A 16,401-nucleotide genomic window follows, 5' to 3' on the forward strand; every position below is an offset into this window, starting at 1 on the left:
AACATGAATAGAGTATTATTAATAGCAACCTCAATTTGTCGATTTTTACTTTTACAACCAGAAAGTAAAAACCGACAAAGGAATTTGAACCTAAAAAAGCATAAAACATTGAAGTACTATGCATTCAATGTTTTACGCCTTAAATATTAACATATTTTTGATTTTACTTATAAACAATCTCGAGTGAGTTAATTAAGTCTAATGCAGTTTTCTTTGCTTCTTTAGGAATATCTCCTTTTACTATTATATACCCCAATCTTTCATCTGAGTTCTGTGCCATTCTAACAGTATCTCCAGATTTTAAATCCATATTATACCTTATAACATTTTTATTGTTTTTTAAATCAACTAATCCATTAACTTTTGATAAAATCCCCTCTTTTTTAGCAATTAAATATGCAACCGCTGCAGCCTTATGTTTCGAAGGTATAAGACTTATAACATCTCCTAAATAGTAATTAATCGTTGCCTTAAATAGATCTATACCTAAAGCATTAATTAATAAATCTGAAGATATGTTGTCCCCTCCTGGCCTTCCATTTACCTCTATAAGCCTTGGACCTGTTTTAGAAAGTTTAATCTCAACATGACATGGACCATTCTTAATTCCTAAAGCTTTTACAGCACTAATTGCCACATCAATTATATCTTTTTGTTTATCTAAATAAACCGAAGTAGGTACTACATGCTCTATTTCAACAAAATATGGGAGCTTAGAAACTATTTTCTCTGTTACTGAAGAAAAAGCTTTCTTCCCATTATGTAAAAATACTTCTATACTGAATTCCTGTCCTTCAAGATATTCTTCAATCAAAAACTCTTCGCGAACTTTAAATCCCATATAAGATTCTTTAAAATTCTCCATACATTTTACTGCCTTTTTCAATTCAAAATTATTCTTAATAAAAAAAACATTTTGACTACTTTCACAGTTTGTAGGTTTTAGAATTACAGGATATCCGATCTCTTCTACAGCTTTTATTGCCTCTACATAATTTTTTACTTTTTTAAACTTAGCACTAGGTACACCATTTTCTTTATATGCTTTTCTGGCTAAATCTTTATTTCTAGATTTAACTTCCGCCTCGTATGGAATACCTGTAAGTCCCAATCTCTCATCAACTTTAGCTGTAATCGCAGACACATAATCCGCTGCAGGTATTAATGCATCTAACTTTCCATAATACTTTGAATTTTTTATAGCATTAAATATTGATTCTTCATCTCGAACATCTGCAATTATAATATCGTCATAAAGCCCCTCATACCCATACTCTTTTGGATTATTTTCACTTGATACTATTGAAATTATTTTATGCCCCAAATCAAATGCAGCCCTAACAAAACCCACCCCATAAAAACTTGGTTCAACAAAAGCTACAATTTTATTCTTATTCATTTTTTCCCTCCATATATTTTTTTAAAAATGTATAATTATTTTTTTAATTATAACTTACAACTTATATGGTATCATAGGCCTATGTGTTTACATAACTCCATAAACAAAGGATATATGTTATAATTCTGTGTATATTTGGTCATAGTCGAAATATGGATTAAAACGAAACATATACTAGCTATTAGTGCTATTTTCGTGTATATAGTATTTTATAATTACTATATCTAATTTTAAATGAAGTATTCCCTCATATGTTTGCTTTATAATCGAACAATATTGTATAATTGTAAAAATAAGAAATTCAAAAACTATGTTTTTTAATATTTAATAATGATAAAACATTTAATTAACAGGAGGTAACCAAAATGAAAATATTTGCTGACTTATTCGCGGAAAAGCCTAAATCAGTTTATAGATTTATAGATGAGGGCAACATAGATGGAATAAGCGATTATTTAAGTAAAGCTAAAAATTTAAATTCTGATTTTAAAATTAAAAATTTACTTTATTATGCCATTGACAATTGCCAAAATAATTATTTTGAAACAATCAAGCTTATAATTAATAATGGTGCAGACATTAATTCACATAATAGTGAACTCTTAGAAACCCCTCTTCATAAACTTTGTGCAAGGATGAAACCTCATATAGATGTAATAACTATGATACTTAAAAAAGGAGCTAAAGTTAATGCAATCAACGTATCCGGTAAAACTCCTATATTTAACTGCAGTTTTAATTACTCTGTAGAACTTTTAAATTTACTTGTAGAATATGGAGCAGATATAAATACACGTGATAAATATAAAAACACCCTTCTTCATGATGATTATATCAACTGTTTTGATGAACATTTTGAAGAATTTTTAAAAGCTCTAATAAATTTAGGCTTTGACATAAATTCAAAAAATTCTACAGGCTACACTCCTTTTGATCTTTGTGAAAATAAAAAAATTACTGATATTTTAATAAAATATAATGGAAACAAGTAAAAAAAATCATCCGATAAATAATTATAAATTCTAATTATTTATCGGATGATATCCCCACATTTCTTACTTTCTTAAATTATACATCTTTAATTCATGCGTTTTAATTTTATATCATAATCTCCCTTATACTTTGCCATCCGTGGATCATTTTTAAAATAACTCTCATACATACCTTTAGCTACATTTGCAACATCACTACCATATCCTCCATCAAATATAACTACAGATATTGCGACTTTAGGATTGTTAGCAGGTGCATAGCCTACGTACCACCCATAATCTCCTCTACCAACTTTGTTTTGTATGTCCGCTGTATTAAATTGTGCTGTACCTGTTTTACCACCTGTAGGTATGGGAAATTTCCCAAGAGCTTTAGCTGCAGTACCGTCAGTATTACCCCCTGCACCTGTAACGTTGTTCATGCCCTGCATAACTATCTTTCTAGTTTTTTCACTCATATTTGCCTTACCTAAAACCTTAGGTTTTGTTTTAGATAATAACTTTCCATTAGTGTCTTTTATACTACCCACCAAATGAAGTTTATATCTTATTCCGCCATTTGCAAGAGTGGATATATAATTTGCCATCTGAAGAGGTGTAAAATTATCCATGCCTTGACCAATAGATGCAATATACATATTATATGGAAGCCCTAAAGAAGTATGCCCTTTCTTTACCGCTTGAAAGTTTATATCATTTACTGCCACTGTTAAATCAGTAGCCGTAATTTTTTGTTTTTTATACTTAGGATCGGCCGCAATTAATTTTTTTAATGATTCTTCATATTCGCTCTTTACAAAAGTTCCATTTTTTACAGAATCCTTTATATCATCTTTTATTTCAGTTTTTATTTCTAAAAGATTTTTCCCATGATAATTAATACGATCATCGCCCTCTCTATCGTATAAATCTATCTTGTGAAATTTCGTCCCTATTCCAGAAACTCCCTTATTAAAATCTTGCTCAATACTTAAAAGATATTCCGTTGCTGCCATGTTTTTCTGTGATACTGTATTATATACTTGTCCGAAATTCTCATTTATTTCTATTCCTGTACCAGGCTTTGTTGAATCAGGATCAGACCCCAATCCAAATTCCCATGCATATTTAGCTAAAATGTCATCTCCATATTTTGATCTTAATAAACCACCGACATTCATAAAAAATGGGTTACTGGATTTTTGTATTGCGCTAACAACATTTACAAGACCAAGCGCTCCATCTGTTATAAAATGGTCTATTATCCCTCCCCCTATATCAAACTTTCCTTGATCACGATATGTAGACTTATCATTTATTACACCAGTTTGAAGACCCGCAATTGCTGTCATCGGTTTAAAAGTAGAACCTGATGGAATAAGTGACATCGTTGCATAATTATACAAATATTTGGGGTAGTAATCAAACTTATCCTTTCTTATTGTTGTGTTTCCTTTTATGCTTGTGTCAATTGGAAACATATAATTAATTAAACTTTGCGATTTTCCCTGAGCTTTTGCCATCTTTTCATAGTCTGGATTAAAATATTTACTCGATTGAGCCTCAGTTAATCCTTGAGACGCAGAAAAATCATTGGGATTGTAACCGGGTGTGCTAGCAAGTGCGAGTATTCCACCAGTATGAATATCTATAGCAACAGCTGCCCCTCTTGTAGCGTTTGATACATTTAAACCATTTACAGTCCCTTTACTTTGTAAAGTCTTCATTTCACTATTCAAAGCATTTTCTGTGGCATATTGTAAATTTGCATCTATAGTAAGCTGTACATTTTTCCCAGCAGTCGCCTTTTTTTTAGGAGGACCATTTTTAACCCCGACTTCACCGTTATCTCCTTTGAGACTACTTTCCATAGCGGCTTCAATCCCAGAAACCCCTACATAATCAGTGCTCGTATCATAACCCTTTGCTGAATATTTCGCCTGATCATTAGAATTTATTTTACTTATATATCCTAGTACTGATGAACCAAGTTGTCCATATGGATATTGCCTCATAGGCTGATTTTCCACTTTAATTCCAGGCATATCCGAAAGAGTTTGCTCGAATACAAGTGATGTATTTTTCTTAATATTAGTTGCTATGTTAATTGATTTATATTCTGAAAAAGAATTCATCTTTATACCATCTTTTACAATTAAATATCTTCTAATTAAATCTGGGGTTTCCTGTATATGCAAACTTGAAACTCCTTTTATTACACCATATTCTTTAAGAAGCTGATTATACACTTGCTCTGGAGTTAATTTCAAAAGTTCATTGTTAAGTTCACTAGTTTCATATGAGGTTAACTCTTCTTCTTTTTTACTATTAAATTTTGCTTTCAGTATATTATCTTGGATTCCTCTATCCTTTAAAAATCTTAATTGCATTGTTTGTATTCCCTTAGTATCACCAGAATTAAATTCAAATCTGTACGGCCTACTTTTCAAAGGAAAACTGTCTACCTTAGCTTCTCCATTTGTATCCAATATTTTAAATACCTTTTGTAGTGTTTTAAACACAGCTGTGTCATCCTTCGTTGTATTAGATGTATCTGTATATGTAATGTTATAACCTGGCAATTCCTTTGCAAGTTTTATTCCGTTTTTGTCTGTTATAAGTCCTCTTGGTGCTCCTATAGCTATTCCTTTATGAGCATTAGCATTTGCCTTATCCTTGTAATATTCTCCATTATATACTTGTAAATAATATAGCCTTACTCCTATTGCTGAAAATATAGCCACCATAATTATGAGCAAGGCATTATGCCTACCAAATTTTTTTCTTTTTTCCATTTCATCACCACTTTAAACTTTTTTATTATATAATACATATAATAGCACATTTCAAGAAAAATCGTACAGTTTCCAATCATAATTCGACATATTACTTTATAAAACTTGTATTTTATTTTTATTATGGTATTATTATGGTATTATTATGTTTTAATAGCCTAATATTCCAAAGGAATTGCCGTGGATTAAATTTCGGGATTAAGCTTTATAAAAGCAGGGCACCTCTACCCTAATCCTTTAATAACCTGGTAGGCACAAGGAGGAAAATAATGATTAACTTTAAAAGTTTTAAATCTGTTTTTTTAACATCAGCATTAACAATTGGTATCTCAGTAATAACATCTCAAAATATATTTGCTGCGACGCTTACAACTTATACAGTCAAAAGTGGTGATTGCTTATCGGTAATAGCAAAAACACACGGAGAATCATTAACTAATTTAATGAAAGCTAATAGCAATTGCGATGGTTTTATTTTTCCAGGACAAGTTCTCAAAATCCCAGTAACAACTAACTCTACTAAAGTGTTAGCTAAACCTATTGCAAGCAAAAGTGCAGCAATTAAATATACATCAAGTGATTTTAGCTTACTTGCAAGACTAATAACCGCCGAAGCACAAGGTGAATCTTATAAAGCTCAGGTTGCTGTAGGATCAGTAGTTGTAAACAGAGTTAAGAGTAGCAGTTTCCCAAATTCATTGAGTTCTGTTATTAATCAAAAATATAACGGTTCTTATCAGTTTACTCCAATACAAAATGGCAACATTAATACATCTGCAGATGCAACTGCTGTGAAGGCTGCAAAGGCAGCCCTCAGCGGGACTGACTCAACAAATAATGCCTTATTTTTTTATAGTGGTAATGCCCCCAAGACATTAACATTGAAACAACCAGGTTCCATAAAAATAGACAACTTAACATTTGTAGGCATTATAAAAAACTAAATTAAATCGTCGCTAAATCAAAGGTAAAGATAAGAGTGGCAGATAATAATCTTTTAGAAAACTATACATAATTACATAATAAGTAATATAATCAGGAAACCGTCTGTAATTTTTTACAGACGGTTTATTAATTGTAATTTACTATTATCATTCCAATTTTTCCATAAACATGATAAAATATCTATATATTTCTGTATTTTTATGCACATTATAAAACCTAATTAGAATAAAGGAGATTCCGAATGAAATTTTACTCGCTTTTAGCAATAGTTTTATACTTATTCATTTTACTTGTAATAGGATACTATTCCTACAGAAAAACCAAAAATATTTCTGATTATATGATTGGAGGAAGAAGTTTAGGGCCAATGGTTACAGCCTTATCTGCAGGTGCCAGTGATATGAGTGGATGGATGCTTATGGGACTTCCTGGGGCTGTGTACGCTACAGGGATCTCTAGTATTTGGCTTAGTATCGGATTAACTATAGGAGCTTATTTTAATTATCGCCTGCTCGCTCCGAGATTTAGAATCTATACTGAGGTCGCTAATGATTCTTTAACTGTTCCAGATTATCTTGAAAATCGATTTAAAGATAACTCTAAAATGCTTAGGATTGTATCTGGCATAATAATACTTGTTTTCTTTACATTATATGTTTCCTCCGGTATTGTAGCTGGCGGAAAATTATTTAGGGATTTATTTGGATTTACATATACTTCTGGTGTAGTAGTTACATTATCTATAGTTGTATTATATACATATTTTGGAGGATTTTTAGCAGTAACTCTCACAGATTTTTTTCAAGGCAGTCTTATGTTTATTGTACTAGTTGTCGTGCCTATTGTATCATATATGAATCTAGGAATAGATCCTGGTACTTTTGTTACCAAAGTAAAACATATTGATCCTGCATTATTTGATGTACTTCGTGGAACAAGTTTATCCACAATTGTAGGATTTTTAGCATGGGGCCTTGGTTACTTTGGTCAACCTCATATTATAGTTCGTTTTATGGCTATTAAATCTGCAAAAGAGCTTAAATCTGCAAGAAGGATAGGAATAAGTTGGATGGCAATTGGACTTATCGGATCTATGGCAAGTGGGCTTGTAGGACTTGTATATTTTACATCTATAAGCCAACCCTTAAAAGATCCGGAAATGGTTTTTCTTCGCCTTGGAGATGTACTATTCCATCCTTTTATTACAGGGATAATACTCTCAGCAGTACTTGCCGCCATTATGAGTACTATTTCTTCTCAACTTTTAGTTTGTTCAAGCTCTATAACAAAGGATTTTTATCTTACCTTTCTTAATAAAGAAGCATCAGAAAAAACTCAAATGTTTGTTGGAAGAATATCTGTGCTTATAATTGCAGCTTTTGCTGTAGTATTGGCATATGTTCCAAACAAAACCATTCTTAATATAGTGGGACAAGCATGGGCTGGATTTGGTTCTGCATTTGGACCAATGCTTCTCCTTAGTCTTTACTGGAAGAGAATGACTAAGTGGGGTGCATTGTCAGGTATGGTTGTAGGTGGTTTAACCGTAATTATATGGATTATTACGGGGCTATCGACTCATTTGTATGAAATGATTCCAGGCTTTAGTCTATCACTTATAGCTGTTATCGTTGGAAGCCTTTTAACAAACAGGCCCGATGAATCAGTAATTAGTGAATTCAAAACTATGGAAAAAAACTTAATAGATATAAAAAAAACACCTTAGGGTGTTTTTTTTATATTACATATCTCCTTTAAAATGATTTTATGGAATATATGCTTATTAATAGAAAAAATAATTAAATGAACATAATAGATACTACTTATTTCTTGGGTATAGAAAGTTAAAAGGATTTTATAATATTATGTCGAACATATTCTTATACGCAATTTTATAAGGTAAATATATATTGTGATTATACTATTTTAATGGGGGGATTAATATCAAAACTATAAGAGGCTTTAAATTTAAAATTTCAATTATTATTGTAATTATTATTATAATACCACTTATTATATCTACTGCAATTATTGGAGTGAAAAATTCAAGTATTATGAAGGATAGTGCTTATACTCAACAGATGAATAAGGCAATTGCTGTTGAAAAAGAAATAAATTTAACTTTGACTGATATTAAAAGTTTGATGACCGGTCTAGCCGCTACTGATGGAATTCAATCTATGAATTTCAGCAAGCTTGACGGTATATGTAAAACATTTAAAACGCAATTCCCAATGATTTCAGCTTTTACAGCATTGAACCCAAAAGGAATGATGTTTTATAGCTCTATGGGAAAGAATAGTCTAGCAGATAGGTCTGATAGAGATTATTATAAAATGGGAATGAAAGGCGAATCTGGTTTTTCTAATGTATTGATATCTGGTACTACAAAAAAACCAATAATAATATGTTTTACTCCTATTCTAAAGAATAAAAAAGTTGTAGGTGTATTAGCTGCTAACCTTTCATTAGGTATTTTTAGTGATTTAGTAACAAAAGAGAGTTATGGAGAATCAGGACAAGTTTATTTAGTAGATGGAACCGGAAAAGCAATTGGCCATAGTAATAAGAAATTGGCTGAAAAACTTACGGATTTAACAAAGCTTAGCCCAGTGGCTAAGGTTATAAAAAAACAAACTGGACAAATCGAATACGAAGGTAACAATGTCTCTAAATTATCTACCTATAAATTTATTGATAAAATTAATTGGGGCGTTATCGTTGAAGTAAATTCCAGTGAGGCTTTTAAGGAATTGAATTTGATTATATTGATTATGCTGGTTATTATTGCAGGTGCATTATTGTTATCTTTAATTATAGCGAATTTTCTTTCCATTTATATTACAACTCCGCTTAAAAATATAACAGAGAAAATTTCCCTTGCGTCGGAAGGTAATCTAGATAAATCTACATTACAAGGAAATATTTTAACAAGGAATGACGAGTTTGGCCAAATTTCTAAGAAGTTTAATTATATGATAGGCAGTATTAGTGATTTAATTAGAGAAATAAAAAATTCTTCATGCACTCTATTAGATTCATCTAACTCCCTTACCAACATAACTAAGCAGACTGCACTTGCTTCGCAGGAAGTTGCCAAAGCAATTGAAGATATATCTATAACTGCTACAGAGCAAGCTAAAGATACTGAAAGCAGTGTAAATGAAATATCTAGTATAACTCAAGATATTGAACATGTTTCTGTGGCTGCTAATGAAATGAAGGATATTTCTAACCATACTGTTGAAATTACTGCAAAAGGTAGATCTGTGGTTAAATTACTTTCAGATAAAAATAATGAGAATAATAAAGCTAACAAAAATGTAAGTGAAGTAATTCAAAGAGTTGATGAAAGCTCCCAGAAGATAGGTGTAATAATAGAAACAATAGATAATATAGCTAAACAGACTAACTTGCTAGCACTAAATGCTGCTATAGAGGCTGCAAGAGCGGGTGAAAGTGGTAGAGGCTTTGCAGTTGTAGCAGATGAGGTTCGTAAATTAGCGGAACAATCTTCTAACGCTACTAATCAAATTGGAACCTTGATAACAGAAGTTCAAACCAACGCAAAATTTGCTGTAAAAGTTATGGAAAGTACTCAAACCATAGTTCAAGAGCAAAATGAAGCCGTATATCAAACTGGAGAACAGTTTAATGATATATCTGAATCTTTTAAGGGGTTAATAGTTAAGATGAATGAGATAAGTAAATTTAGTGAGAATATGACAAGTAAAAAGGAGGATATAGTGGCGAATATAACTAATATATCTGCAGCTGCTGAAGAAACTTGCGCGGCTACACAAGAAGTTTCAGCTGTTACGGCGGAACAACTATCAGCGATAAATACGGCAGAATCTCACGCAGAAGATTTGAAGCAATTAGTGAATAAACTAGAAAACGCAGTAGACAAATTTAAAATCTAATATAACGAAATACTAAAAAAGCCATGTCACAGTTTATATATGAAAGTTAAAAACCATTGAGTAATGATATATCTTACTTAATGGTTTTTAACTTTTTTAATTTAATATGGAATATTTTATTTTACATAACATATTAATACTATTAATACATTTTTTAAAACGAAGGAGAAATAAGAAAATGACGATTAAATCGATAAAAAAAATAGTAACTTATACATCTATAATAACCTTATTTATAATTGCTTTTATTATGTTTTCCCCTAAAATTACTTCGAATACTAGAAATATCAATCAAAATAGTAAAATTCAGCCCTTTTCTTTAAGTAATAATGCTATAACATATAACACCAAAGTACCTAATCCATGTATGCCTGATGTTTTAAAACAAAAAATTCTTAACAGAGCAAAAGCAATGACAGAGGTAAAATGGATTCCCATGCATAATTTAGTTGAAAAAAAGTGTTCTTATATTTTTATTAAAGGAAAAACATATAGAGGCGTACCTTATAGTATGGACCTATATCAGGTATCATCTCCCAGTAACTTTCTATCGAAAATTAGCAAGAGTAAAATCCTATATGGTAATGATTGCTCATCTTTAGTAAGTACTGCCTGGGGCATAAATCGTCAAACTACTCTTTCTCTTTATAATCATGTAAGAAGCGGTAGTAAAATAGGCAAAAATTTAGTATGTCAAGTATCCTGGAACGATCTTAAGCCCACAGATGCCTTGCTTCTAGATAATGGGAAAGGAAAAGGACATATTATGTTATATATAAATTCTGATAAGGAAAATAGTGATAATTTAAACGTTTATGAGCAAAACATATCAACAGTTGTACCCTTCGAACCCATTCCAGTAGCAAGAAAAGATGTAAGGTCTAAAAGTAAATTAATAAAAAAAGGATATATACCCATCAGACTAATTGCGATTACATAATAATCTCTCTAAAATTTCATTTCAATCATATTTTTAGAGTGTATATGCATTATAATGCCATGTGGACAGCTTAAATTTACTGTTTTTTACTATAAATAGTAAAACCATATGTATATTAAGGATAGTTTTTAATTTTATATTACGTATAATTATCTATTTACTATTACATAACAAACTGATAAAATGTATTTTAGTGTATGAGGAGGAAAACTTATGAATTTTATTAATATAATTGAAAACTATTGTACTACTAATAAAATAGCTCATATGTATAAAAATAGTACTTTAACTTATAGAGAGCTTAAAACAAAGTCAGATTCACTTGCTATAAATATCATAGATTTATTTGGTAAAGACAAAACGCCTATAATAGTTTTTGGACATAAGGATCATTTAATGCTTATAAGTTTTTTAGCCTGCGTAAAAAGTGGACATCCTTATATTCCAGTAGATATCTCGACCCCAATTACAAGACTTAAAGATATTTTGATTATCTCTGGTGCTAAATTGATTATAAATACGTCGAATGAGTTATTTGATATTCCTGCAGATATAATATTAAATAAGAGTGATTTAAAAACGAGACTATTACAAGCTAAGGATAAAAAACCCAATATAAGTTATAGACTTAAGGGTGAAGATGTTTATTACATAATATATACTTCAGGAAGTACTGGTAAACCAAAGGGAGTGCAGATAACAAAAAATTGCATTCAAAGCTTCATTGATTGGAGTATAACTTTAATTAATAAAACAGATAAAATATTTATGAATCAAGCACCTTTTTCTTTTGATTTATCTGTAATGGATACTTATTTATCATTGGTTTCTGGTTCAATACTTTATAGTATTGATAAAGATATGATAGCTAATTTACCTGAGCTTTTTATGAATTTTAAATCTTCTGGGATTACGACCTGGGTCTCTACTCCATCTTTCGCAGAAATGTCTTTACAAAGCGAACAGTTTAACGAAAAGTTATTACCTGAATTGAACGAAATGTTATTTTGTGGAGAAACTCTTTCCAAAGAATGTGTAAAAAAGTTGTTTGAAAGATTCCCCAAAATCAAACTAATAAATTTCTATGGTCCAACAGAAACTACAGTTGCAGTAACTGCAGTTGAAATAAAAAAGGAAATGCTTTTAAGTAAAGAAACTCTTCCAGTTGGGTACGTCAAAAAAGACTGTGAAATAATCATAGAAGAAAATACAAATGAAATATTAATAGTTGGCGACAGTGTAAGTATAGGTTACTTTGCTGATCCTGTTTTAACAGAAAAGTTCTTTTTTAACACAGAAATCTTTGGTGTAAAAAGAAGAGGATATAGGACAGGAGACACGGGGTATATAATTAACGGTCTATTATATTATGAGGGACGAATAGATAATCAAATTAAACTTCATGGTTATAGAGTCGAAATTGAAGATATTGAAAATAATATACGAAAACTTTCTTTCATAAAAAATGCTGTTGTAGTACCTATTATAGAAAGAGGCACAATTAAATATTTAGCAACAGCAATAGTACTAAATGATAAATTTGAAGGAAACATAATTCTCGCTGTTAAAAATTTCTTAAGGAACCTATTACCTTCATATATGATACCTCGTAAAATAAAGGTAATATCAGTTTTACCAATGAATGCTAATGGCAAAATAGATAGAAAAAAGATACTGGAGGAATTTTAGATGCTTCCTTACGGAAATTTTTTATATTTCTATTTAATGATTTTAGCTTTAATCCCAGCGATTATTGTTGGTCTACTTGGTAAAAGGATAAAGTGGTACGGGCTACCAGCAAGCTTATTTATGATTTATCTAATTTTTGGTAAATCAAAACAACAAGCTGAGTACTTAATTTTATTTTTTATAATGGAATTTTTATTAATTATTTTTTACAGCTTTATTATAAAAAAGTTTAAACAAAGATGGTTACTTTGGATAATGATAGTAATAGGTCTATCACCATTACTATGCTCAAAACTCGGCAATATATTTGTACACAAAGAACTTGGTTTTTTAGGAATTTCTTATTTAACTTTCAAAGTTATTCAGATATTAATTCAAATTTATGACGGATATATTACTAAAATAAATATGTTTGATCTTGCATATTTTATATTGTTTTTTCCAACCTTAAGTTCTGGACCTATTGACCGTTCAATTAGATTTAAAGAGGAAAGCAACAAGGTTATAAAGCCTAGAGAATATGTTGAATATTTAGGTGATGGAATATTTAAAATTTTACAAGGAGTAGGATATAAATTTCTAATAGGATTTTATATACAACAGCACTTTATTAATATACTCTTATTAAGACCACACACATTATCAAATACGATTACATATATGTACTCTTATAGCTTTTATTTGTTTTTTGATTTTGCCGGATACAGTTTAATAGCAATAGGTGTAAGTTACATAATGGGAATAAAAACACCTGAAAACTTTAATCTTCCATTTATAAGCAAGGATATAAAAGAATTTTGGAACAGATGGCACATGAGCTTATCGTTTTGGTTTAGAGATTTTATTTATAATAGATTTGTAATGACTGCAATTAGAAAAAAGTGGTTTAAGAGTAGATATACGGCCTCCTACATTGGTTTCATGATAAATATGATAACCATGGGGCTATGGCATGGAATTCAACTTAATTATATTGTTTACGGTGCCTTTCATGGAATTTTGCTCATTGTTACAGATTATTTTCAGAGAAAAAAGTTTTACAAAAAGTTTAAAAAAAAGGTCTATTTCCAAATTGCTTCAACTGTTTTAACCTTTAACTTGATATGTTTTAGCTTTTTGATATTTTCAGGATATTTATTTAAATAAAAGGAGGAATTTATATGCAAGATTCAATTTACAATATATTAGAAGAAATTACTGGTGAGGATTTACGTGAGGAAAGTAATGAGAATTTATTTGATACTGGAAGATTAGATTCATTAGGAATAATTGAACTTATTGTAGCAATAGAGGATACCTTTAATATTAAACTCGACCCTGCTATTGTTGGAAGAAAAGATATAGAGACACCGAACAAACTAATTGAATATCTTCAAAACATGCAAGACCATAAAAATCTCTATAATAGTAAAATAGAATGAAAAAGGTCATAGCTTTTGTTTGTTCTATTATTATCTGTTTAGGTTTTTTATTTTTTTATCAAAGCCATTATGAAAATCTTATTTCAAAAAAATATTATGACAAATTTGGAGAAAATTTAACTGAACATAAATTTAAAAGTCCAATACTTCAAAGCATGGGAACAAAGCAGGGCGATAATCTTTTAATGTTCGGTTCTTCCGAACTTGAACAAACTGCTGGATACTCTACTCAGCCAATTAAATTTTTTAATGGTAAAAAAGATGGTTTTCAAATCAATCTTATAGGAAAAGCAGGTTATAAATCCTTAGTACATGCTGCTGATTTTGGATCACTAGGTACGAACCTTAAAGGTCAAAAGGTAGTTTTCGTACTTTCTTCACAATGGTTTATAAAACAAGGTATTAATGAAAATACTTTTGAAGCCAGTTCATCTGAACTACAGGTATATGGATTTTTGTTTAATAGAGATTTAAGTTTAACTACAAAACAAGAGTTTGCTAAAAGAATAACATCAATTTCCGGCAAAAAAATAAATAAGCACTTTGCTATGATGTGGGAATACTGCTCTCTTTATAGTAATAAGAGCTTAGTAAGTACATCTAAGAGGTATTTATTGACCCCTTATTACTGGCTAAGGTATAATCTATTAGTTTTAAAGGACGATATAAATAGCTACAAATATCTTAAGGATAATCCTAAACTTGCAGATTATTTAAAGCCAAAGCATAAAGATACTAACTGGAATGCAGAATTAAGGAAAGCTTCCCAAATTGCTAAATCAAAATCTAATAATAATAAATTTGGTATAGACAATAAAGTATATAATCATGCATTTAAAAGAAATCTTCAAACAATAAAGGCTTCTCCTAAGAAAGATTTATATATAGGATCTCCAGAATATGAAGATTTTAAATTATTATTAGACGTTTGCAAGGATGAAGGAATTAAACCATTATTTTTAAATATCCCTGTTAACGGTAAATGGTATGACTATGTTGGATATAATAAAAATGATAGATTATCTTATTATAAAAAAGTAAATACAATGGTTACTTCTTATGGATTTGAAGTCACTGATTTTTCAAAACATGAAAATGAAAATTACTTTCTAATGGATAGTGCTCACATAGGCTGGAAAGGTTGGGTATACATTAATGAAGCTATTGATAAATATTATAACGAAAATAAAAACTAATATACTTTTTATGACGATTATTTATACCATTGTCATTTTAGGTTGTAGCTATTTGTTTTTGTTTCAGTCCGATGTGAGAGTTACTTATATATATAATCAGTTTTAAATCAGAATAATTTAAAAATCAAAATCATTCTAAAACATTAAATTATACGACCATTACATAATAATTCCCCCAACCGTAGTTTTATTATCATACGATTGGGGGCATTATTATGTCTCTTAACACTATTATTAAAAATAATGTATATTATATAGTACATAATATACATTATTTCTCCAACTTCAAGATATTAGATAATTCTGAAACCATATCTTCAATATTATATGAGTCCTTATTACTTAGTATAATAAACAGATATTTTTTATTAACATTTTTTCCTATATATGATGAAAAACCAGGTAAACTTCCATTATGCCAAATCACTTTATCTCCTTCATCATTTTTGCCAATAATCAATCCATACCCATATCCGTAATTCTGTAAGTATGGAGTAAGCATTTCATTTAATGATTTTTTATTAATTAATTTTTGTGTAAATAGAGCTTTTTCCCATTTATACAAATCATCAACTGTCGAATAAATTCCTCCAGATGAATATTGCGTTGAACTCTCTGTATCCAATACCACACTATATTCTCCTGTTTTTTTAGAAGGATAATATCCACTTGCTTTATTCTTTATACTAGCTTCATTTATTAAAAATCCAGTATCATTTAATTTTAAAGGTTCAAATATGTTTTTTTCTAAATAGTGCTCATATTTCATACCTGATACCTTTTCTATTATATATCCGAGCAGTATATAATCTGAATTACAGTACTCGTACTTTGTTCCTGTTTTAAAATTGAGTGGCTTATTTTTAAAAAGCTCAATAATTTCCTCTGGAGTATAAGCACGATCATTTTTTCCTGTCGATACATAATCAGCGATTCCTGATGTATGAGTGAGCAGATTATGTATTTTTATTTTATCGCCCTCTGGATAATCATGAATATATTTATCAATTGCGGAGTTTGTCAACATAGTTGTCGCAATTTCTATTTCTAACATTTTTATGACGATGACTCTTCTATAATAAGAAGTTCTTCTTCTTTTATTGGATTCAAAGATACATATTT

At 29.9% G+C, this 16,401-nt stretch carries 12 protein-coding genes; 9 read left to right on the forward strand and 3 right to left on the reverse strand.

Annotated features, from left to right (window positions below):
* Positions 1–163 precede the first annotated feature (163 nt).
* Entirely contained in the window at positions 164–1,399 is a 1,236-nt protein-coding gene (locus KPL37_RS13175; RefSeq protein ID WP_216150093.1) for an ATP-grasp domain-containing protein, read from the reverse strand.
* Between the two features lie 365 nt (positions 1,400–1,764).
* Between KPL37_RS13175 and KPL37_RS13180 the strand changes: the two genes are divergently transcribed.
* A complete protein-coding gene (locus KPL37_RS13180; protein ID WP_216150095.1) occupies positions 1,765–2,391 on the forward strand; it encodes an ankyrin repeat domain-containing protein in 627 nt (208 codons plus the stop codon).
* Positions 2,392–2,477: 86 nt separating this feature from the next.
* Here KPL37_RS13180 and KPL37_RS13185 read toward each other — a convergent pair whose 3' ends face one another.
* Positions 2,478–5,165: a peptidoglycan D,D-transpeptidase FtsI family protein gene (locus tag KPL37_RS13185; RefSeq protein WP_216150097.1), complete on the reverse strand. Its 2,688-nt coding sequence runs from the start codon at positions 5,163–5,165 to the stop codon at positions 2,478–2,480.
* 269 nt (positions 5,166–5,434) lie between these two features.
* Here KPL37_RS13185 and KPL37_RS13190 point away from each other — a divergent pair, with 269 nt between their 5' ends.
* The 8 genes from KPL37_RS13190 (at position 5,435) to dltD (ending at position 15,279) form a co-directional block, all read left to right on the forward strand.
* The gene (locus KPL37_RS13190) at positions 5,435–6,109 is read left to right on the forward strand and encodes a cell wall hydrolase (protein WP_216150098.1); all 675 of its coding nucleotides are present in this window, start codon (positions 5,435–5,437) and stop codon (positions 6,107–6,109) included.
* A gap of 242 nt (positions 6,110–6,351) precedes the next feature.
* Positions 6,352–7,836 (forward strand): sodium/proline symporter PutP, encoded by a 1,485-nt coding sequence (gene putP / locus KPL37_RS13195; RefSeq protein ID WP_216150099.1) that lies wholly within the window; start codon positions 6,352–6,354, stop codon positions 7,834–7,836.
* A 310-nt stretch (positions 7,837–8,146) separates the two neighbouring features.
* A complete protein-coding gene (locus KPL37_RS13200) occupies positions 8,147–10,033 on the forward strand; it encodes a methyl-accepting chemotaxis protein (RefSeq protein WP_216150100.1) in 1,887 nt (628 codons plus the stop codon).
* 178 nt (positions 10,034–10,211) lie between these two features.
* Positions 10,212–10,973, forward strand: coding sequence for a C40 family peptidase (locus tag KPL37_RS13205; protein WP_216150101.1), 762 nt, complete (start codon positions 10,212–10,214; stop codon positions 10,971–10,973).
* A 213-nt stretch (positions 10,974–11,186) separates the two neighbouring features.
* Entirely contained in the window at positions 11,187–12,662 is a 1,476-nt protein-coding gene (gene dltA / locus KPL37_RS13210) for a D-alanine--poly(phosphoribitol) ligase subunit DltA (RefSeq protein ID WP_216150102.1), read from the forward strand.
* The gene (gene dltB / locus KPL37_RS13215; protein ID WP_216150103.1) at positions 12,663–13,808 is read left to right on the forward strand and encodes a D-alanyl-lipoteichoic acid biosynthesis protein DltB; all 1,146 of its coding nucleotides are present in this window, start codon (positions 12,663–12,665) and stop codon (positions 13,806–13,808) included. It abuts the gene before it with no gap.
* A gap of 14 nt (positions 13,809–13,822) precedes the next feature.
* Positions 13,823–14,083: a D-alanine--poly(phosphoribitol) ligase subunit DltC gene (gene dltC, locus KPL37_RS13220; RefSeq protein WP_216150104.1), complete on the forward strand. Its 261-nt coding sequence runs from the start codon at positions 13,823–13,825 to the stop codon at positions 14,081–14,083.
* Complete coding sequence (dltD, locus tag KPL37_RS13225; protein ID WP_216150106.1) at positions 14,080–15,279, forward strand: D-alanyl-lipoteichoic acid biosynthesis protein DltD; 1,200 nt, start codon at positions 14,080–14,082, stop codon at positions 15,277–15,279. The genes dltC and dltD overlap by 4 nt, the downstream gene beginning before the upstream one ends.
* A 271-nt stretch (positions 15,280–15,550) precedes the next feature.
* Here dltD and KPL37_RS13230 read toward each other — a convergent pair.
* The coding region (locus tag KPL37_RS13230) for a serine hydrolase domain-containing protein (protein ID WP_216150108.1) at positions 15,551–16,401 on the reverse strand (851 nt) is incomplete at its 5' end.

The organism is Clostridium frigoris (genome assembly GCF_018861865.1).
In the GTDB taxonomy this organism is placed as follows: domain Bacteria; phylum Bacillota; class Clostridia; order Clostridiales; family Clostridiaceae; genus Clostridium_AD; species Clostridium_AD frigoris.